The sequence below is a fragment of the Saccharospirillum sp. genome, from assembly GCF_040881935.1.
GTDB lineage: Bacteria > Pseudomonadota > Gammaproteobacteria > Pseudomonadales > Natronospirillaceae > Saccharospirillum.
This window is the reverse complement of record NZ_JBBECH010000072.1, coordinates 41,362-60,470: the sequence shown is the minus strand read 5'-3', so window position 1 is coordinate 60,470 and position 19,109 is coordinate 41,362. Positions and strand designations below refer to the sequence as shown.

Below are 19,109 nucleotides of genomic sequence, written 5' to 3'. Positions count from 1 at the left end.
TCCCATACCCACTTGTACCACACCCATCTGAATTGGAATCATCAAAAAATGTTTAAAAAGATTCGGGGACTTTTTTCAAGCGACTTGTCGATTGACCTGGGTACTGCAAATACACTGATTTATGTACGCGATCGCGACATCGTCTTGAATGAACCGTCGGTTGTGGCTGTGCGCCTGTCCGGCAATCAGAAGACCGTAGCTGCGGTCGGCGAGGAGGCCAAGCGCATGCTGGGCCGGACGCCGGGCAGCATTCAGGCCATTCGCCCACTGAAAGACGGCGTTATTGCCGACTTTCACGTTACCGAAAAAATGCTGCAGCATTTTATTGCCAAAGTGCATGAGAACAGCTGGTTTGCGCCGAGCCCGCGTGTGCTGATTTGTGTACCCTGCAAGTCGACGCAGGTAGAGCGAAAAGCCATTCGTGAGTCGGCCTTTGGCGCGGGTGCCCGGGAAGTATTTTTGGTGGAAGAGCCCATGGCCGCTGCCATTGGCGCGGGTCTGCCGGTTGAGGAAGCCCGCGGTTCCATGGTCGTGGATATCGGTGGTGGTACTACGGAAATTGCTGTTATTTCGTTGAACGGTGTGGTTTATGCCGAATCCGTTCGAGTCGGTGGTGACCGCTTCGATGAAGCCATTGTGGCTTACATTCGTCGCAACTACGGCTCGCTGATTGGGGAGGCCACGGCCGAACGCATCAAGATCGAGATCGGCTGTGCTTACCCCGGTACGGAAATTCGCGAGATCGATGTTCGCGGTCGTAACCTGGCCGAGGGCATACCGCGCAGTTTCACCCTGAATTCAAATGAAGTGCTGGAAGCCCTGCAGGAAAGCCTGTCGGCCATTGTTCAGGCGGTCAAGAGTGCCCTTGAGCAAACCCCCCCTGAGCTTGCGTCCGATATCGCTGAACGCGGCCTGGTATTGACCGGTGGCGGAGCCCTGTTGCGGGATATCGACAAGTTGCTGAGCGAGGAAACCGGTCTGCCGGTCCTGGTCGCCGATGACCCGCTGACCTGTGTGGCCCGTGGTGGTGGCCGTGCACTGGAAATGATGGATGAACGTGTGTTCGACTTTTTCAGTGAATAATGGTCGTCTGCAGACCGGGTCGGTTTAATTCCGGCCTGACTGCATGGTTCTTGCGACCCGCATTTCATAGGAGAGTCTGTCATCAAAGCGCTGTTTTCTGCCGGTCCACAGCACGGCTATCGTCTTCTGGTAGCTGTGGTGGTCTCTGTCGCGCTGATGGCTCTGGATGCCCGCTACACCCAGGTCGATTATCTGCGACAGACCCTGTCTTATCTGGTATCTCCCGTACAATCCCTGATCAGTCTGCCGACCGATATGGTGGTGTGGTCCAGCCGGACCTTCGCCGAACGCGAGAAGTTGATCGAAGACAACCGTTCCCTGAGCAATCAGGTTCTTGTATTGCGGCAACAGGCTCAGCGATTGGCGGTGCTTGAGGCGGAAAACGAGCGACTGCGACGCTTGCTGGATGCCACGCCCCGGTTTGAGGCCGATTATCTGACTGCCGAAATGCTCAGCGTCGATCCAGACCCCTTTACCCATCAGGTTATCATTAACCGTGGCGCCCAGGATGGCGTCTATGTCGGGCAGGCTGTGCTGGACGCTACCGGGCTCTTTGGGCAGGTTATTCAGGTCAATTCGTTAACCTCGCGGGTGCTGATGGTGGCGGACGCCAACCACGCCGTTCCGGTGCAAATTAACCGTAATGGCATGCGCAGCATCGTGGTGGGAACCGGAGACCTGGATGTTCTGGAAATGGAATTTGTACCCAGTACCGCCGACGTTCAGATCGGCGACTTATTGATCACCTCGGGCCTGGCCGGGCGTTTTCCGGAGGGGTACCCGGTCGCTGAAGTTCAGGCCATCGAATACGATACCGGAGAGCCGTTTGCGACCATACGGGCCAGACCGCTGGCTGAGCTGTCCCGCAGTCGGAACTTACTACTCATCTTCAAGCGGGAGTCAGAATGAAAGCCAAACCCGCCAAGGGTCTGTGGGTTATCGCCCTCAGTTTCTTTATCGCCTATTTGCTCGCGGCCGTCCCGTTGCCACAAATGATCGCCCTGGCCAGGCCCGACTGGGTCGGGCTGTTTCTGATTTTCTGGGCCCTGGTGCTGCCTGATCGCGTCGGTATTACCGTTGGCTTTTGTGTGGGCTTGCTGCAGGACGTGGTGTTGGGTACCTATCTTGGGGTGTTCGCACTGGCCTACAGCGGGCTGGCGTATCTGGTTTTGCTATTGCACCAGCGGTTGCGCATGTATCCGATTTTACAGCAGGCTTTGGTGGTGTTTTTGATTATTGCGGTCAGTCAGTTACTGGTGCAATGGTGTCGTGATTTTCTGGGGTCAGGCATCACCGGAGAGATGCATTTGTTACCATCGCTGGTGAGTGCGTTGCTGTGGCCTTGGGTGTATGTGATTTTACGGGCGTTGCAGTTGCGGTTTCGGGTTCAATAGGCCACGACGCTGCGCGTTATGCGCCTGAAACCTGTATCGATTTCTTATTTTTTAAGTCTCGTTTTTCTTGCAAGGAGTCACTATGACGTTGTATCTGGCTTCACAGTCACCCCGCCGACGTGAGTTGCTGAGCGGTCTGGGTGTTGAATTTTCCCTTTTACCGATCGATATTGACGAACGCATGGAGTCCCTTGAAAGCGCCGCTGACTATGTTAGCCGCCTGGCCCGGGAAAAAGCCGCTGCGGGGCTGGCCATTGTGGCCGATCGCGGTGAGTCTAACGCTTTGTTTCTGGGCTCGGATACCGCGGTGGTTGTAGACCGGGACATACTCGGCAAACCGCGTGACCGGGATGACTTTCTCGATATGATGGAGCGGTTGTCCGGACGAGCCCACGATGTCATGACCGCTGTAGCCCTGGCCAGCCACGGCCAGGTGGATGTTGAGGTGGTAACCTCACGGGTGGTCTTCGCCGATGTCATGCCTGAACAAGCCCGGGCCTACTGGGAAACCGGTGAACCTTGCGATAAAGCCGGGGGCTATGCTGTTCAGGGGTTGGCGTCGGTATTTATCAAACGGATTGAAGGTAGCTATTCTGCTATTGTAGGTCTACCACTGCGCGAAACGGCCCAATTATTGACCCGCAGGGGTGTCGTGGTCTGGGGTGGTGCCCTGGTGTCGGTCTGATGCCTTGCTGGCTCCGCTGGTTTCAGGTCGGTCTTACCGGGCAGGGTTCGCAGCAAAGCGCTCAAACAGCATGAGCCTGGGGCACCGATACTGCGCCAGCGCTTGAAATTTAGGGTTCGAACAGGCTCAGTTATGAATTCAGAGATATTGGTAAACGTAACACCGATGGAAACCCGGGTGGCCATCGTTGAAAACGGGGCCGTTCAGGAGATTTTCATCGAGCGTGAGCAAACACGCGGGATCGTCGGTAATGTTTACCGTGGTAAGGTCGTCCGGGTGTTGCCTGGCATGCAGGCGGCCTTTGTTGATATAGGTTTGGAGCGGGCTGCCTTTATTCATGCATCTGATTTTGATCAGCCCAGGCGTGAAGGTGAAGCGCAGAAATCCATCCAGTCTCTGGTGCGTGAGGGTGAGTCGATTACGGTGCAGGTGATCAAAGATCCCATTGGCACTAAGGGCGCACGGTTAACCACCCATTTATCGATTCCGTCGCGTTACCTGGTGTACATGCCGGATTCGAACCACATTGGCGTATCCCAGCGCATTGACGGTGAGGACGAGCGAGAGCGTCTGCGCTCTCTGGTACTGAAAGTCAAAGCGGATGAGGGCATCGAAAAGGGTGGTTACATTTTGCGTACCGCGGCCGAAGGCATCGGTGAACAGGAAATCCAGTCGGATCTGAATTATCTGAAGCGTGTATTTCGAGTGTTGGGCGAGCGGATACTGGAGATGCAGGGGCCAGCCACTATTTATGAAGACCTGCCACTGTACCTGCGCGTTGCCCGTGATCTGGTGCGGGCGGATGTCGAGAAAATACGCATAGATTCGAAAGAGACCTACACCAAGGTTATTGATTTCGTGCGTAAATACACCCCCGAAGTTGAGCCCGTGTTCGAGTACTACCCGGGTGAACGGCCTATTTTTGATCTCTTTGCGGTCGAGGATGAAATTCGCCGGGCTTTGGGGCGTAAAGTCGAGTTGAAGTCGGGCGGTTATCTGATTATTGACCAGACGGAGGCGATGACAACGGTAGATGTTAATACCGGCGCTTTTGTGGGTCATCGCAATCTGGAAGAGACAATCTTCAAGACCAATCTGGAGGCGGTCACTACCATTGTGCGGCAACTGCGGTTGCGCAATTTAGGTGGCATTATCATCATCGATTTTATCGACATGGATGATCCCGAGCATCAACGCCAGGTCTTGCGCATGCTGGAAAAATACCTGGAGAAAGACCACGCCAAAAGCAAATTAACCGGTGTATCCGACCTTGGTCTGGTTGAAATGACGCGCAAGCGGACCCGGGAAAGTCTGGAACACATGATGACAGAGACCTGTTCTGTCTGTAATGGTCGAGGCCGTATCAAGACCCCCCAGACAGTGTGCTATGAAGTTTTTCGGGAAATATTGCGCGAAGAGCGCGCCTACAATAACGACCAGTATCTGGTACTGGCGTCGCAGGAAGTGGTTGATCGACTGCTGGATGAAGAATCGTCCAATCTGGCCGATCTCGAAGATTTTATCGGCAAGCCGATTCGGTTTCAGGTTGAGCCCATGTACAGCCAGGAACAATTTGATGTCATTCTGCAGTAGGCCAGCGCCCGCACTGTTACCAACAGCGGGCGTTGGCTCAAACGGCGGCGCGGCCGCCAGTCCGCTGAAGCGCTGATCCATGGCCAGGTATCGCTTGGTAAAGACACTGGGCACGGTGTTGCTGAAGATCGGTGCGTTCTGGATTTTACTGGTGGCCGCCTACCTGGCGCTGGGCCGTCAGTTTTTCCCGCATGTCGAACGCTATAACGCGGAACTGGCGCTGTTGCTCAGTGACCGCCTCAACGCGTCGGTCTCCATTGGCCGCCTCAGCGGACAGTGGAGCCAGTTCAACCCCATTCTTATTGCTGAAGACGTTCAGATTAGTTCAACCCTCAGTGTTGAGCGAATGTTGCTGGAGCCAGCATTAATTCAATCGCTGGTGACGCTATCGCCGGTGTTTAAACGATTTGAACTGACCGGATTTGAAGCCAACCTGATACAGACGGAACAGGGGTGGTCCTTCGCCGGTGTGGGTGGCGGGTCAGGTCGGGCCAACCCCTCCGACATGTCGCTTGAGCAGGTGATCGCCCTGATTCGCCAGCAGCGGGAAGTTCGTTTTACCGATATGGCCCTGCACATAGAGCCCCGACTATTGCCGGGAATGACGGTTGCCATGGAGTCGGCGCAACTGACCGGTCTGGAGGACGACAACTGGATGCGTGCACAAGCCAGTGTCAATTTTGATGGCCTGACGGTTCCCATCGAACTGCAACTGGAAAGCACTCGCCGTAACAATCAATATGAGGTGAGCCTATACGCACGGCACGGTGCCTTTGATATGGCGCCCTGGCTGCAGGAGCGTCTGCCGGACATGCGTCAGGCCTCGCTTGCGGGTGAGTACTGGATCAGTCTGACCCGTGATCAATGGCAGTCGGCGCAGGTTCGTTTGCAAAGCCCGGTTACCCGCTTTACTGGTAGCCGCGCCGGGTTGACGCTGCGCAATCTGGATATGGAGTTGTTTGCCGAACGGACCACCGCGGGTACGGACCTCTGGGTACGTCATTTTTCCCATGAACTGGAACGGTCTGGTGGAGCAGAACCCGAGGTTCAGGGCGATTTCATCGTTCGGGCGAGCCAGCGTCAGTCTCAATGGCAGGTGCAATGGGATCAACTGCCAATGGCTCCCATCAGCGCTTATTTGGCGTTGAATGACGGCAGTGGTTACTGGGATCGGGCGTTTCCACAAGCCAGCATTGACCAGGGTAAGGTGGCTTATCGTACCGGTCAGCCCGATTCTCTGAGGATGACGGCGAATGTCATTGATTTGCAGATGCAACCTTATGCGGGTATTCCAGGCATAACCGGAATCAGCGGCCAAGTGCGGGCTGAGGGGGCGACGGCGCGCCTTGATTTCGATAACACCGATGTTACTTTCGAGCTTCCAGCCATTTATCAGCAGCCATTTCTGTTTGAGCGCATCAGTGGGTTACTGGATATTCGCTGGTCGGCGGGCGCCGGGGTGCAACTGGAGGGGCACCATGAAGTGGCCATCGCACCCGATGCCGCGCAGCGTACCGCAGGCGTTTCGGCGCAGCCTCTGACTGGTCACTGGCGCGTGGACCTGGTGAATGGCAGTGATGTTGCCGCCGATGTTCGTGAAGTGGGTTTTCGGCTGGCCGTGGCAGCGGATACCACCAACGCTAACTGGGCCAAACGGCTGACGCCAGACTATCGCCTGCCAGCCCAGGTCAAACCCTGGATTCTGGACAACCTTCAGTCGGCTCGGTTTTCCGATCTGGATTTTTCCTTTGTTTCTGGCTTTCGAAGCGGCCGAATGACCGAGAGTGGACTGGCCCTAGTGACCGATGTCGATGACGCTGAGGTGCGGTTTAATGATCGTTGGCCTGCGATCACCGGCGGGTCGGGTCAGGTTAGGGTGTCACTCGATGATCTGCAGGTCGACGCACAGAGCGGTCATCTGGCTGGCATAGCGCTGCGCAGCGGCCGTTTGCACCTGCCTTTCTCCGAGCGGCAACTGCTCATCGACCTCGACGTGGCGGCCGATGCTGGCGAAGCTCTGGCGTTGTTCAAGCAGGAGGGTCCGCTCGACTTTCTGGCGGCGGATGTGGTCAGTGACTGGACCCTGTCCGGGGTCACCGAAGCGACGCTGGACCTAACCGTTCCGTTGAGCGAGGCGCCAATCGACATTGCGCTGACCAGCCAGTTGGACAACGGCACTCTGAATTTGGCCGAACTGGATCTTACCGTGTCGGATCTTAGCGGTGATATCGGTTATAGCAGCGCGCGCGGGCTTTATTCGGATCGTCTCGACGGGCGGCTGTTTGGGGCTGAACACCAGGCACAACTGACTTCTGATCTGACCGGGGCTGATACCCGGGTCAGCCTCTCGGTTTCCGGTAATACTCCCGTTGATGCCTGGGGGCGTTGGCTCGAAGACCCCTGGCTTTCTGGCCAGCCCTACCAGATTAACATCGATACCCGACTGGATTTTTTGCCGGGCCAGACCCATATTACCGTGCAATCGGATCTGGTAAACCTGCCGCTGGCATTTCCGGCCGTTCTGGGTAAGACGGCGGAACAGGTGCGTCCGCTTGCGCTGGACCTGGTGTTTGCCGAAAGCGAGGGGCTGGGCATTACCGGCCATTACAACGAGATATTGCAATGGTCATTTGACCTCTCACCCGGGAACCGGATAGAAGCCGGAACGCTTGCCCTCAATACGCCGTTGGTACGCCGGGAGCGATCAGGGGTTTATGTCGATGCCCTGCTGCCCGAAGCTAATATCGATCAGTGGCGCGAGGCCTTGCAATCGGTAGGTGAGGTTTATCAGGAAGCCGGGTCGCCACTGGCTGAGCTCGGATCCGAGGCCGGTTCACAACTGGTGCGCGAAGTGAACCTGCGAGGCGCACTGTGGCGTGGCCAGGGGTTGAACTGGACTCAGCCACGGGTGCAGGTGCTCAGCAGTGATGAGGGCTGGCTGACGACCCTGGAAGCCCGGGAACTGAGTGGCCGGGTTTTGATCCCATTCAACGGGGATCCTCATTTTGCCGACTTTGATTTTGTGAATATTAATCGTACGCCTCCGAGCGCCGGTGCCTCGCCGGAGGCTGGCGCTGAAGACACGCCCGCGCCGGATCCGATGGCCATGTTGCGTCCGAATGAACTGCCGGATGCGAATATGCAAATTGCCCGGCTGTCAATTGACGGTCGCGATATGGGCAGTTGGCGGGCTGAGATCCGGCGCGAGGACGGCAACGCGGTGCTGCGGAATCTGAGAGTAGAAATGCCCGAGGCGCGTCTGGAGGGAGAATTGACCTGGCGGTACCTGGATAACCAGCACCGCACGGCTTTCCAGGGCCAGGTTCGAACCGGCAACATATTGAGGGTGCTGCAAAGCTGGGACTACGCCCCGGTGCTCGAAAGTCGAACGGGTCAGTTTGATCTGGATTTCGAATGGCCGGGCACGCCCGCCTACTTTGATTTTGACCGTCTACGCGGCGGGATCGAATTGCGCCTGACCAATGGGTCTATTCTTGAGCTGGATGAATACGAAGGCGTGAAACTGGTTGGTTTGCTGAATTTCACCCGGGTTCTGCGCCGTCTGGCGCTGGACTTTTCCGACCTGATTCGCGATGGCATCAGCTACGATGTCATCGAAGGTGAATTGCTGTTTGACCGGGGTTTTGCGCGCGTAGGTGACCGCTTGCTGATTGACGGGCCGGCGATTAAATTCCGTTTCAGTGGCGATGCCGACCTGGTTCGCGATGTGCTGGATGTCGATATGGTCATGACCGTGCCGCTGTCCAGCACCTTTCCTCTGGTGGCCTTACTGGCTGGTGTGTCGCCGCAGGCGGCCGCGGCCATTTACGTGACCGAGCGGGTGTTCAATAACGAGCTGGAACGCCTTAGTTCTGCACGTATGCACGTGACCGGATCGCTCGAGGAACCGGAACTGCGGTTTTATCGTGTGTTCGACAACAACACCGGCAGTGCATTGAACCCCAGTGTCAGTGATCGGTTGCGCAACGTAGTACCGACGAATCCGGGCAGCCCGGGTTCGCCCTGACACCCGGTCATCCTCCGGTTTTGTCGATGATAGGAGGTTTTTATGAAGTGGTATCTGGCTCAGATGATCAGTTCCCGGCATCTTGAAGACAATCTCGATCAAGTAGACCGGCATGTGCAGGCGGCGGCCGAGGCAGGGGCCCAGGCGATTCAATTACCTGAAATGTTTGCTGTCTTCGGTGGCGGAGTGGCGCGGGACCTGGCGGCTGCAGAGACTGACTTCACCGGGCCGGTTGGCCAGCACTTGCGTGAAGCGGCTTGTCGTCATGGGCTTTGGGTTGTCGCTGGCACGGTACCCGTACTGATGCCAGGTGAGGCGAAACCGAGAGCCCGCTTGCACGTACTGGACGATCAGGGCGAAGTGCGGGCGCATTACGATAAAATTCATCTGTTTGATGCGGCCGTGGGTGATGCCCAGGGACAGTATCGCGAGTCAGACCATTATCAGCCAGGCCAGGATGTGGTCACCGTTAAAACGCCCTGGGGCCACTGGGGACTCAGCGTCTGTTACGACCTGCGCTTTCCCGAATTGTACCGGCTGCAACGCAGCCGGGGTGTGGATACCTTTGTGGTGCCGTCGGCGTTTACCTGGTCGACTGGCCAGGCGCACTGGGAAGTTCTGTGCCGCGCCCGGGCCATCGAAAATGCCAGCTATCTGGTCGCCGCCAATCAGGGCGGACAGCACGACGAGAAACGCCGCACCTGGGGCCACAGCCTGGTGGTTGACCCCTGGGGTGACGTTGAAGGCGCGGGAGAGGGTGAGCAGGGGCTAACGATTGACACCGACCTGGAGCGGGTCGATGCGGTTCGTCTGAAAATGCCTACCCACGAGCATCGCAGGCTTTAACTGCAGACTACGCCTGCCAGGCGAATACGCGAGGCTCGGCCATGGTGCCATCGGGGCTCAGTTGCGCTTCGCTGACCTGCAGTCGGCCGCTACGGTGCACGGCTATCCAGGTGCGGCATCGACTGGCGTAACGTTCCGAGGTGATCGTCTGGGCGGAGAGGGTTCGTTCCCAGTCCAGGGGAACACCGGTATCGGGAAGGTGAGCATCCGATTGGGTGTGCGGGTCTGCCAGTATCGGCAGTATGGCCAGATCGTCCGGGAGCCAGGGTGTTGTTTCCATCCTTTGGTGACAGTCGGCCATCTGCTCACGGGCCAGTGCTACCTTGGGCCAGGGGGTGTTCATCGCATCGTTGCTGAGCCCATGAATCCCTGGTGTTAACCACTCGCCTTGCGGGTGGTCCGAACTGAACCAGAACAACCCCTGAGCGTCGAACAATACCAGATTGAACCCACCGTATTGGTCAATGTCTGGTCGCAGGGATTGATGGAAGGTGGCGATGTCGTGTGGTTGCTGTAAAAACGCCAGCGGCAGTTCGCCGCGGCTGCGCTGGCCAGTTTGACCCAGATGCCCGGGGCGGATGTTAGTGAGCAGCGCTATGCGACCGGCGGGGTCAGCCGCCAGCCAGGTGCCTCCGGCTTTTAGATCTCGTCCGGCCAGAACCGGAACAGGGCGCTGCTCTGTGGGGTCCCACCAATGCATGGGGTCTGCCGGGCGATCAAGGAATTCATCGCGGTTGGCAACCAGCAACAAGGGCCATTCATGCCCGGGACGATAATTAAAGACGCAAAGACACATACTCAGTTCATCACCATGCTGTGCAGCGCCACCCGGTTGCCTTCGCTGTCACGGATGACCGCGCGAAAACCAAAGGGCGCCAGTGGGTGGATGGTTTTTTCAATTCGTCCGCCGTAATGCTTTACCTGCTCCAGCGCGCGCCAGTCGCCCATGGCAGTTGAGGTAGGGCAGAGGGCCAAGCCCACCGGGGGGTGACCTTTGCAGAATTAGCGCAATCACGACTTCGCCCTTTTTGTGGCGAAAAACAGCCATATCGGCATGCGGGCGCTGGTCATCCAGCGTCCAGTCCAATACTGGCTGACAAATGCCGATGGCACGATCAAGAGCCGGGGCTGGGCCATCAGCTGCTAACGGCACAGCGGGTGTAATCAGCTTTTGCGCATGTCGGTCGACTCGAAAATCTTGTCGGCGCTGGCCGCGACAAAGCCCTGATACAGATTGCCCTCGTCATCGTGATACCGTTTGGCAAACTCGTAATAGCAGGTCGTTACGTCGTGCTGTTTACTGTCGGCAAAGGTAAAGGGCTGCACGCTGGCTTTGGTTGAACCCTGTTCGAGCAATACAGCCGATGACCCCTTAACCCGACCACCGGCCTCGTTGATGCTGAAACCGAGCTCTTCGATCATCTGGTTCATCTGTTCGATGTCATTGATGCTATTCAGGGCGTTCACGTTGATGGTGAAGTGGTTGCAGCGCAGGCCAATCACGCTTAGCCAGGCTGCGTATTCCGATTCGCTGGCCAGCTGCTCGTAATCTTCATAAGACGGGGTTTGCCATAAAGGGCCGCGCCAGAATATAGACGCATCGGCGATGTCATTCGGGGCAATCTGGTCAACCAGGCGGTGAATAATGGCTTGAGCCGTATCGGTGAGCTCTTCGACGCGCAGTTCACTGAGGAATATACGGGGCATGTCCGGGCGCGGTGGAATGTACCCATAGGCATCCAGTTTTTTCGACGGGAACTGATAGGGTTCGTAGCGGCTGTATCCCATGTCCAGAATAAAGGGTTCGAGGTACTTCAACTGAATCGGGCCAATGTTAAAGGTGCGAAAAGCAACGTGGTCATTTTGCACCACTTCGCCCCGGGCGATAAGGGCGTCGGCAATGGCCTCGGCCTGAGGCGTCATATTGATGTAGTCCTGCCACAGGTGGTCGAAAAACGTTTCGATCTTCATTTAAGTCTCCAGCAATGATGCGTGTTGGCCCGGCACTTAAACCCGGCGATGGAGCCAGTCTACTGAGCTGCGACCACAGCGGTTATCAGCAGCACGCCTTAACCTTGTGGATGCGCGACCTGTGCGGTTATCTGGCCAACCGGTGGCTGAAAGTTTGGAAACCGAGAATCAGGAACATCTGCCGACTCTGCATGAGTTTGGCGACTACCTGGCAAGGCTCGCCATACGGTTCCGGCTTCTGGTAGTCTTCGAACGTTGTTTATTGTCTATTTTTGGAGAGGTTTATGCCCGCCTGGTGGCCCTTTGTACTGGTCTATACCGCCGCTGTAATCAGCCCGGGGCCGGATTTTGCGCTGGTGGTTAAATCGGCACTGACGCGCGGTAAGCGCGCCAGTACGTTGAACGCCCTGGGCATTGGTCTGGGGGTCACCTTGCATACTCTGGTTGCTGTGTTGGGCGTTTCAGCGCTGGTACAGTCGAGTCGCTGGCTGGCGATGACCATGCCCTGGCTGGGTATTGGTTATTTATTGTACCTCGGCTGGGGCGGGCTGAGCGCCCAGCCTGCACCGCCCGGTCAGCCGCTGGACAGTGCGGCGAAGGTCAGTGACCGGGGCGATTTCTGGCAGGGGTTTTTAACCAATGTGCTGAACCCGAAAGCGCTGTTGTTTTTCTCGGCGATTCTGGTGCAACTGGTTGAGGGTCTGAATGGCTGGATGCAATCTGCCCTGGTCGGGTATGTGTTTGTGGTCACCAGCCTGTGGTTTGGTCTGGTCGGTTGGGTGTTGTCGCAACCGGCGCTGCAACGCCGGTTTCTGAATCGACGCCACTGGATTGACCGGGGCGCCGGGGTTATTTTTGTGGCGTTGTCAGCGCTGTTTATTTGGGACTGGTGGCAGCGTTGGATGCTTTAAGGGCACGCTTGGCGGACTGGTTGCGCCCCAGGGTGCGCAACGAGTCGAGTGTTAACAACAGCAACGCCGCCCAGATTAGACCGAAGGTCACCAGTTTTCCCGGGCTCAGCGTTTCGCCATAAACGAACACCGCCAGTAAAAACATGCCACTTGGGGCTATGTACTGAAAGAACCCGAGTGCAGTCAGGCTGATGCGGTTGGCCGCTGCCGCGAAGCACATCAATGGCACCATGGTGACGGGGCCTGCAGCAAACAGCAGGAGGTTAATCGACCAGGTGTTTTCGATCAGGCTGGTGGTGGGGCTGGTGGCAAACAATAGATAGCCAGCGGCAATGGGTAGTAGTAACCCGGTTTCCAGTGCCATACCGGTGAAGCTGTCGACGCCGATTTTTTTACGCACCAGACCGTACAGCGCAAAGCTGGTGGCCAGCAACAGTGCAACCCAGGGCAAGCGACCGAACTGGATCAGCTCGAAGGCGACAGCGGCGACACAAAGCAGGGCGGCGATGGTGCGAACTCTGTCGAGCCGGTCTCTGAAAAAGATCATACCGAGCAATATATTCATCAGCGGGTTGATGTAGTAGCCGAGGCTGGCGCTGAGCATGTAATTGCTCTGCACTGCCCAAATAAACAACCCCCAGTTAAACCCGATCAGTACCGTAGAGGCCAGCAGATTCCAGCGGGTACGGGAGGATTTCAATGCGGTCATCAGTGCCGCGCGTTTGCGAAACAAAAAAATCAGACCCAGTGTTAACAAGAAAGACCAGATAATGCGGTGCGACAATAACTCGGCTGCCGCAACATCGTTCATGACTTTAAAATAGATGGGTGCCACAGCCCAGAGTATGTAGGCTGTTAGTGCGTAGAATGCGCCGCTGCGCGTTGCGGATGCCATAGTCGTCTCAAATGTTGGTCTGTGAATCCTGGGCATTGCCCGGGGTCTGGATCAGGTAAATCAGGGTGTCGATGGCGCTGAGTAAAGTATCGCGTTTCAGCCGGCCACCGATACAAATGCGTATGGCCTGAGGTGCGGAAAACTGACCTGCTGCAAACACTTCAGCCGGCTTAAATTGAATGCCATGTTCGGCAGCGCGCGCTACCAGGTTGACGGCGCGCCAGGGGGCGGGTAAATCCAGCCAGACGTTGAACCCGCCACCGCGTGGGGACATTCCGGCCTGGTTCAGCCGTTCGCAGACCGCATTCTGACGCCACTCGATCTCGGCTTGCTGGCGTGCCAACAGTTGATCGGCATAGCCATTGTTTAGCCAGTCGCAGGCGATTTCAGTCGTCAGCGGAATCGCCATCCAGCAGGTGGCACGGAAGGCTGCGCCGACGGCATTGACCCATTCTTCCGGTGCGCGCATGAAGCCAACGTGCAAGCCGCCACACAGCGCTTTGGATAGACTAGCAATGGTGATGGTAATGCCCGGGTGGCGCTGGCTGAAGGAGGGCCGGGCCGGATCGCCCAAACAACCCTGCACATCGTCTTCAATGACGGTGATCTGATACTGGCGGCAAATCAGCGCCAGTTCATCAATGCGTTGTTGTGACATCGACCCGCCCGTCGGGTTGTGCATTCGGGTCATTAGGTACAGTGCACGCGGTGGATGGCGCAGGCACTGGCTTTCCAGCGCCTCAGGGGTCAGCCCCTGGTCGTCTATGGCTAGCGGCATTAGTCGCAGATTTTGCTGAGTTGCCGCAGTGACCAAGCCGGGATAGGTCAGCCCTTCACAGGCCAAGCCATCGCCGGGTTGCAACAAGGCATTGAGCGCAACATAAAAACCATGCTGACCGCCCAGGGTGACCAGCAGGTCGTCCCGGTTGAAGTCGCCAAGGCCGGTCTTCAATAACCAGCGACGCCCCGCTTCGCGGTGGTGTTCGAGACCAAATTCAGACTGGTAGCGCAATAGGTGCGGTAGAACATCGGAGTGCTGCAGTGTTGCCAGCGTGCGTGTTAATTGTTCCGGTTGATCCAGTTCCAGCGCAATACTAAAGCCCAGATCAATGCCGGTATCGACCGTCGAGTCGGTGACTTTAAAACTGGCGGTGCCGGGGTTCAGGCCGCGAATAAAGGTGCCACTGCCGACCCGGGCTTCTATTAACCGGCGACGTTCGGCTTCGGCATAGGCGCGGGTAACGGTGCCAACGGTTACACCCAATTGTTCGGCCAGATGCCGGTGCGTAGGCAGGCGGTCGCCGGGCTTCAGTTCGCCATCATGAACGGCACGCTCGATGCTGTTGGCCAGTGCCTTGTATTTTGGCCCGGTCTGTCCGGCCAGTGTTAGTATTGTCATGGTGACAAAGAACTACTTGCAGTGAATTGTCGTCGTATTACACTGCAATTGTTCGCTTTTGTCGAACCTTGATTTGGATTAATTGCCCGATTAATACGACGTGCATCGTTAATGTTAGTTTTTATGGTTATAATTGTATCGATACAAAGGACGATTTATGACTTCATATCGCTTTTATCAGGATGCCTATCAAACAGAGCTGGAAACCCGGGTGGTTCGAATTTTCAGTAAAAAACCAATGCATACAAAACAAACGAATCAATGTCGAATTGGTCGACTGAACCATCTATCGGGGCTGCCGGTGCAGCCTGTGAGGTTTGAATAAATGGACGCAATAACCCTCGGGTTTTTATTGCCTATTGTGATTTATACGTTTAGTACAACAATCACTCCGGGCCCCAATGTATTGATGGTGACGGCCTCCGGAATGAACTTCGGGCTGCGCCGTACGATGCCGCACATTACCGGTATTTTCATTGGCTTTCTGACGCTGAACTTACTGGTCGCCAGTGGCATCGGCGCGCTGTTGCTGGCCATGCCACAGTTGCATTGGGCGCTTAAAATTATCGGGTCGGTGTACCTGTTGTGGCTTGCCTGGAACATCGCCACCGCGGGCGGCATGGCCCGTGTCGATGGCGATGCCCGCCCGATGCACTGGTGGCATGCCGCGCTGTTTCAGATCGTGAACCCCAAAGCCTGGGCCATGGCGATTACCGGCATAGCAGCCTTCAGCTTGCCGGGTGATGCGTACTGGCCGAGTGCACTAACCGTGGCCTTTATGTTCGCTCTCATGACTTACCCTTGCAGTTGCGTCTGGGCGGTGCTTGGCTCCCAGCTGCGCCGTTGGCTGGAAGACCCGGCACGACTGCGGAAGTTTAACCTGATACTGGGTATTCTGACGGCCCTGTGTGTGGTCTTTATTCTGATGTAATGGATGCATTACTGGTTTTGCAATCCTCGCCGGCGTAATCCTCCCTTGTCGCGCGAGGATTTTTTTATGGTTTGGCGGCGGCGCCCAACCCTGACTGACCAGATGGGCGGTTATGCTTTTTCGTCACAATTCGATCTGAGTTTGGTGCGGGCTGGGTCGACATGCACTGCATTGGTGCTGTTGGTCATTTTGGTGCAAAATGATGATCGATTTAAGGGCTGGCCGTTCCCTTTGGCTGATCCGGGTACCGCGCCCGGCTAATCAGGGCCGGGGAGAGGTAGACCTTTTTCTTTTGCTTCGCAATGGTCGCGCCGGAAATGTTACTGGTCAGGGAATTGCAAGACTGAACACAGACTCGCTGAGACAAGCCGGGTGCCGATTCGGGAGACACTGGCAGCAGTTACCAGATAAGTCCCGACCGGACAGGCCCGCTCAGCGGAGATGAACACACTGGAAGAGGACGTAACATGATCCGCAAATGTTTGTTTCCTGTGGGTGGCTATGGCACCCGGTTTTTACCGGCCACCAAAGCCCTCCCCAAAGAAATGCTGCCCATCGTCAATAAACCCCTGGTGCAATACGGGGTGGAAGAATCCATCGAATCCGGCTTGTATGAAATTGGCTTTGTAACTGGCCGGGGTAAACGCGCCATCGCCGATCACTTCGACATTTCCTACGAGCTGGAACACCAGATTAATGGCTCCGATAAAGAAAAGTACCTGACCTCGATTCGTCACGTCATGCACGAAGGCGTCTTCTCTTTCACCCGCCAGAAAGAAATGAAGGGCCTCGGCCATGCCATTCTGGCTGGCGAAACCCTGATCGGTAGCGAACCCTTTGGCGTCGTGCTCGCCGACGACCTGTGTATACCAGAATTCGATGGCGACAACGTGATGGCACAAATGGTCAAGGTCTTCAAGAAATTTCGCTGCTCCATTGTCGCGGTAATGGAAGTACCTGAAGATGAGATCCACAAATACGGTGTCATCGAAGGCGAGGAAGTGAAAGATGGCCTGTATCGCGTAAAAAGCATGGTCGAAAAACCCAATAAAGAAGACGCCCCGAGCAATCTGGCTGTAATTGGCCGCTATATCCTAACGCCGGATATTTTCGATATTTTGCGTGAAACGCCTCCGGGCAAGAACAATGAAATTCAGTTAACCGATGCGTTGATGACCCAGGCACAGGATGGGGTTGTGATGGCCTACCGGTTCAAGGGTACCCGGTTTGATTGTGGTTCCGTGGAAGGTTTTGTTGAAGCGACGAATTATTGCTATGAAGAGTTGTATAAGAAAGGGAATTTAAACTGAGTTTTTAGTGAAAGTTTTGGCAAGAAAATATGCATAAAAAAAGGGTCGCTCAAAATTGGCGACCCTTTTTTTATGCATATTTTAAACGGGTTTTTTCTGGCTAAGATTAACCCGAGAAACAAGTGTTGGCTGCCGGGTCTGCCTGGCCGGGGTAGTCCGCAGCAGGGACGCTGCGGCCTAGACTCCATGGATGGATTCACGCCGACCCCGGACAGGCAGACCCGGTGGCCAGCGCGAGCTCCAGGCAACAGGACTTAACTTTGATACCGCTGCATAACCAAGGTCGCGTTGGTACCACCGAAACCGAAGCTGTTTGACATCACCCGGTTCAGAGTCACGTTGTCTTTGCGTTCGGTGACGACGTTGGCGTCGCCAGCTTCCGGATCCAGGTTCTCTACGTTTTTGCTGGCGGCGATGAAGTTGTTTTGCATCATCAGCAGGGAGTATATCGCTTCCTGCACGCCAGCGGCGCCGAGGCTGTGACCGGAGAGTGACTTGGTGGAGGCAACGGGAGGCATGGCATCGCCGAAGACCGTGCGAACGGCTTTCAGTTCGGTGACGTCGCCAGCGGGTGTCGAGGTGCCGTGGGCGTTGATGTAATCGATGTCGCCATCGACCGTGCTCATTGCCATCTGCATGCAGCGTACTGCGCCTTCACCGCTCGGCGCGACCATGTTGTAGCCATCGCTGGTGGCGCCGTAGCCGACGACTTCAGCGTAGATTTTGGCACCGCGGGCTTTGGCGTGTTCCAGCTCTTCCAGAATCAGCATGCCGCCGCCACCGGCGATGACGAAGCCATCACGATCGGCATCGTAAGCGCGGCTCGCACGTTCCGGTTCGTCGTTGTACTTGGTGGAGAGGGCACCCATGGCGTCGAACAGGCAGCTCATGGTCCAGTGCTCGGCTTCACCGCCACCGGCGAAGACGATGTCTTGTTTGCCGAGCTGAATCAGTTCTGCCGCGTTTCCAATGCAGTGAGCACTGGTGGAGCAGGCTGAGGTGATGGAATAGTTAACACCCTTGATCTGGAACGGCGTGGCCAGGCAGGCTGATACCGTTGAACCCATGGTCTGGGTGACACGGTAGGGGCCTACCCGTTTCAGGCCTTTTTCACGCAGGATGTCGGCGGCTTCGGTCTGGCTGTCGGAATCGGCACCGCCGGAACCGGCGATCAGGCCGGTGCGGATGTTCGAGACCTGCTCGGGGGTTAGGCCTGAATCCTTGATCGCCTGATCCATTGAAATGTAGGCATAGCCCGCCGCTTTGCCCATAAAACGAATGGCTTTGCGGTCAATGTGGTCGGCCAGGTTAATGTCGGGCGTGCCGCTAACGTGGCTGCGCATGCCCATATCGGCGTATGTCTGGTTAAATCGAATGCCCGACTTGCCTTCACGCAGGCTCTCGGTGACGGTTTCAGCGTCATTGCCCAGGCAGGAGACGATGCCAAGGCCAGTAACTACGACTCTTTTCACGATCAGGCTCCCATTTGTTCAGGTTTGAACAGACCGACTTTCAGGTCCTTGGCAAAGTAGATGGGTTTGCCGTCGCATTCAACCACACCATCGGCAATGCCCATGACCAGGCGGGATTCCATCACGCGCTTAATGTTCAGCTTGTACACGACTTTCTTGGCATCCGGCATGATCTGGCCTTTGAAGGTCAGTTCGCCAACGCCCAGCGCACGGCCTCTGCCGGCATTGCCACGCCAGCCGAGGAAGAAGCCGACCAGTTGCCACATGGCATCCAGGCCCAGGCAGCCGGGCATGACCGGGTCGCCGGGGAAATGGCACTGGAAGAACCAGAGGTCCGGGTTGATGTCGAGCTCGGCGATGATTTCGCCTTTGCCATACTGGCCACCTTCATCGGTGATCAGGGCGATGCGGTCCATCATCAGCATGTTATCGACCGGCAGCTGGGCATTACCCGGCCCGAACATGCGTCCGTAACCGCATTCGATCAGGTCCGCTTTGTCGAGGGAAGAAGGGCGATCTGTCATAACTGTCGGATTCCGTGTGGTTAGAAAATGTAGGTATAGGTAAATGAATCAGTAAAAAGTAGGCTCAA

General features: G+C 56.4%; 17 protein-coding genes. 10 read left to right on the top strand and 7 right to left on the bottom strand.

Annotated elements, in window-relative coordinates; translation table 11 throughout:
- The first annotated feature begins 48 nt into the window (after positions 1–48).
- The 7 genes from WEB54_RS13540 (at position 49) to WEB54_RS13510 (ending at position 9,628) form a co-directional block, all read left to right on the top strand.
- Positions 49–1,083: a rod shape-determining protein gene (locus WEB54_RS13540; protein ID WP_368056246.1), complete on the top strand. Its 1,035-nt coding sequence runs from the start codon at positions 49–51 to the stop codon at positions 1,081–1,083.
- 39 nt (positions 1,084–1,122) lie between these two features.
- The gene (gene mreC / locus WEB54_RS13535) at positions 1,123–1,992 is read left to right on the top strand and encodes a rod shape-determining protein MreC (RefSeq protein ID WP_368056262.1); all 870 of its coding nucleotides are present in this window, start codon (positions 1,123–1,125) and stop codon (positions 1,990–1,992) included.
- Positions 1,989–2,477, top strand: coding sequence for a rod shape-determining protein MreD (mreD, locus tag WEB54_RS13530; RefSeq protein WP_368056244.1), 489 nt, complete (start codon positions 1,989–1,991; stop codon positions 2,475–2,477). The genes mreC and mreD overlap by 4 nt, the downstream gene beginning before the upstream one ends.
- A gap of 82 nt (positions 2,478–2,559) precedes the next feature.
- Positions 2,560–3,162 carry a nucleoside triphosphate pyrophosphatase gene (locus tag WEB54_RS13525; protein ID WP_368056242.1) on the top strand — a complete coding sequence of 201 codons (603 nt, stop codon included), beginning with the start codon at positions 2,560–2,562 and terminating at the stop codon, positions 3,160–3,162.
- A gap of 132 nt (positions 3,163–3,294) precedes the next feature.
- Complete coding sequence (gene rng / locus WEB54_RS13520) at positions 3,295–4,755, top strand: ribonuclease G (RefSeq protein WP_368056240.1); 1,461 nt, start codon at positions 3,295–3,297, stop codon at positions 4,753–4,755.
- 79 nt (positions 4,756–4,834) lie between these two features.
- Positions 4,835–8,782, top strand: a complete 3,948-nt coding sequence (locus tag WEB54_RS13515; protein ID WP_368056238.1) for a YhdP family protein — start codon at positions 4,835–4,837, stop codon at positions 8,780–8,782.
- Between the two features lie 42 nt (positions 8,783–8,824).
- The gene (locus WEB54_RS13510) at positions 8,825–9,628 is read left to right on the top strand and encodes a carbon-nitrogen hydrolase family protein (protein ID WP_368056236.1); all 804 of its coding nucleotides are present in this window, start codon (positions 8,825–8,827) and stop codon (positions 9,626–9,628) included.
- A gap of 7 nt (positions 9,629–9,635) precedes the next feature.
- On the opposite strand, the gene WEB54_RS13505 is transcribed toward WEB54_RS13510, so the two are convergent.
- The 3 genes from WEB54_RS13505 to WEB54_RS13495 all read right to left on the bottom strand — a co-directional run bounded on the left by WEB54_RS13505 (position 9,636) and on the right by WEB54_RS13495 (position 11,599).
- Entirely contained in the window at positions 9,636–10,424 is a 789-nt protein-coding gene (locus WEB54_RS13505) for an NRDE family protein (RefSeq protein WP_368056234.1), read from the bottom strand.
- 2 nt (positions 10,425–10,426) lie between these two features.
- Entirely contained in the window at positions 10,427–10,609 is a 183-nt protein-coding gene (locus tag WEB54_RS13500) for a hypothetical protein (protein ID WP_368056232.1), read from the bottom strand.
- Between the two features lie 183 nt (positions 10,610–10,792).
- The gene (locus WEB54_RS13495; protein WP_368056230.1) at positions 10,793–11,599 is read right to left on the bottom strand and encodes a DUF1338 domain-containing protein; all 807 of its coding nucleotides are present in this window, start codon (positions 11,597–11,599) and stop codon (positions 10,793–10,795) included.
- 284 nt (positions 11,600–11,883) lie between these two features.
- On the opposite strand from WEB54_RS13495, the gene WEB54_RS13490 reads away from it, so the two are divergent.
- Positions 11,884–12,510, top strand: a complete 627-nt coding sequence (locus tag WEB54_RS13490; protein WP_368056228.1) for a LysE family translocator — start codon at positions 11,884–11,886, stop codon at positions 12,508–12,510.
- Here WEB54_RS13490 and rarD read toward each other — a convergent pair.
- Both rarD and WEB54_RS13480 read right to left on the bottom strand, forming a co-directional pair.
- A complete protein-coding gene (rarD, locus tag WEB54_RS13485) occupies positions 12,476–13,405 on the bottom strand; it encodes an EamA family transporter RarD (RefSeq protein WP_368056226.1) in 930 nt (309 codons plus the stop codon). The genes WEB54_RS13490 and rarD overlap by 35 nt on opposite strands.
- Positions 13,406–13,412: 7 nt before the next feature.
- Positions 13,413–14,804 (bottom strand): PLP-dependent aminotransferase family protein, encoded by a 1,392-nt coding sequence (locus WEB54_RS13480; RefSeq protein WP_368056224.1) that lies wholly within the window; start codon positions 14,802–14,804, stop codon positions 13,413–13,415.
- A gap of 325 nt (positions 14,805–15,129) precedes the next feature.
- On the opposite strand from WEB54_RS13480, the gene WEB54_RS13475 reads away from it, so the two are divergent.
- Positions 15,130–15,735, top strand: coding sequence for a LysE family translocator (locus WEB54_RS13475; protein ID WP_368056222.1), 606 nt, complete (start codon positions 15,130–15,132; stop codon positions 15,733–15,735).
- A gap of 467 nt (positions 15,736–16,202) precedes the next feature.
- Positions 16,203–17,045: a UTP--glucose-1-phosphate uridylyltransferase GalU gene (galU, locus tag WEB54_RS13470; RefSeq protein ID WP_368056220.1), complete on the top strand. Its 843-nt coding sequence runs from the start codon at positions 16,203–16,205 to the stop codon at positions 17,043–17,045.
- A gap of 254 nt (positions 17,046–17,299) precedes the next feature.
- On the opposite strand, the gene fabB is transcribed toward galU, so the two are convergent.
- Positions 17,300–18,517 carry a beta-ketoacyl-ACP synthase I gene (fabB, locus tag WEB54_RS13465; RefSeq protein WP_368056218.1) on the bottom strand — a complete coding sequence of 406 codons (1,218 nt, stop codon included), beginning with the start codon at positions 18,515–18,517 and terminating at the stop codon, positions 17,300–17,302.
- Positions 18,518–18,519: 2 nt separating this feature from the next.
- Positions 18,520–19,041, bottom strand: a complete 522-nt coding sequence (gene fabA, locus WEB54_RS13460; RefSeq protein ID WP_028669714.1) for a bifunctional 3-hydroxydecanoyl-ACP dehydratase/trans-2-decenoyl-ACP isomerase — start codon at positions 19,039–19,041, stop codon at positions 18,520–18,522.
- Positions 19,042–19,109 lie beyond the last annotated feature (68 nt).

What these genes read in the sequence shown, in the direction of transcription:
- WEB54_RS13480 (WP_368056224.1), bottom strand. Translation starts at nt 14,804, where the DNA reads ATGACAATACTAACACTGGCCGGACAGACCGGGCCAAAATACAAGGCA.
- mreD (WP_368056244.1), top strand. Translation starts at nt 1,989, where the DNA reads ATGAAAGCCAAACCCGCCAAGGGTCTGTGGGTTATCGCCCTCAGTTTC.
- galU (WP_368056220.1), top strand. Translation starts at nt 16,203, where the DNA reads ATGATCCGCAAATGTTTGTTTCCTGTGGGTGGCTATGGCACCCGGTTT.
- WEB54_RS13505 (WP_368056234.1), bottom strand. Translation starts at nt 10,424, where the DNA reads ATGTGTCTTTGCGTCTTTAATTATCGTCCCGGGCATGAATGGCCCTTG.
- fabA (WP_028669714.1), bottom strand. Translation starts at nt 19,041, where the DNA reads ATGACAGATCGCCCTTCTTCCCTCGACAAAGCGGACCTGATCGAATGC.
- rarD (WP_368056226.1), bottom strand. Translation starts at nt 13,405, where the DNA reads ATGGCATCCGCAACGCGCAGCGGCGCATTCTACGCACTAACAGCCTAC.
- WEB54_RS13540 (WP_368056246.1), top strand. Translation starts at nt 49, where the DNA reads ATGTTTAAAAAGATTCGGGGACTTTTTTCAAGCGACTTGTCGATTGAC.
- WEB54_RS13525 (WP_368056242.1), top strand. Translation starts at nt 2,560, where the DNA reads ATGACGTTGTATCTGGCTTCACAGTCACCCCGCCGACGTGAGTTGCTG.
- WEB54_RS13490 (WP_368056228.1), top strand. Translation starts at nt 11,884, where the DNA reads ATGCCCGCCTGGTGGCCCTTTGTACTGGTCTATACCGCCGCTGTAATC.
- rng (WP_368056240.1), top strand. Translation starts at nt 3,295, where the DNA reads ATGAATTCAGAGATATTGGTAAACGTAACACCGATGGAAACCCGGGTG.
- WEB54_RS13495 (WP_368056230.1), bottom strand. Translation starts at nt 11,599, where the DNA reads ATGAAGATCGAAACGTTTTTCGACCACCTGTGGCAGGACTACATCAAT.
- WEB54_RS13510 (WP_368056236.1), top strand. Translation starts at nt 8,825, where the DNA reads ATGAAGTGGTATCTGGCTCAGATGATCAGTTCCCGGCATCTTGAAGAC.
- WEB54_RS13475 (WP_368056222.1), top strand. Translation starts at nt 15,130, where the DNA reads ATGGACGCAATAACCCTCGGGTTTTTATTGCCTATTGTGATTTATACG.
- WEB54_RS13515 (WP_368056238.1), top strand. Translation starts at nt 4,835, where the DNA reads ATGGCCAGGTATCGCTTGGTAAAGACACTGGGCACGGTGTTGCTGAAG.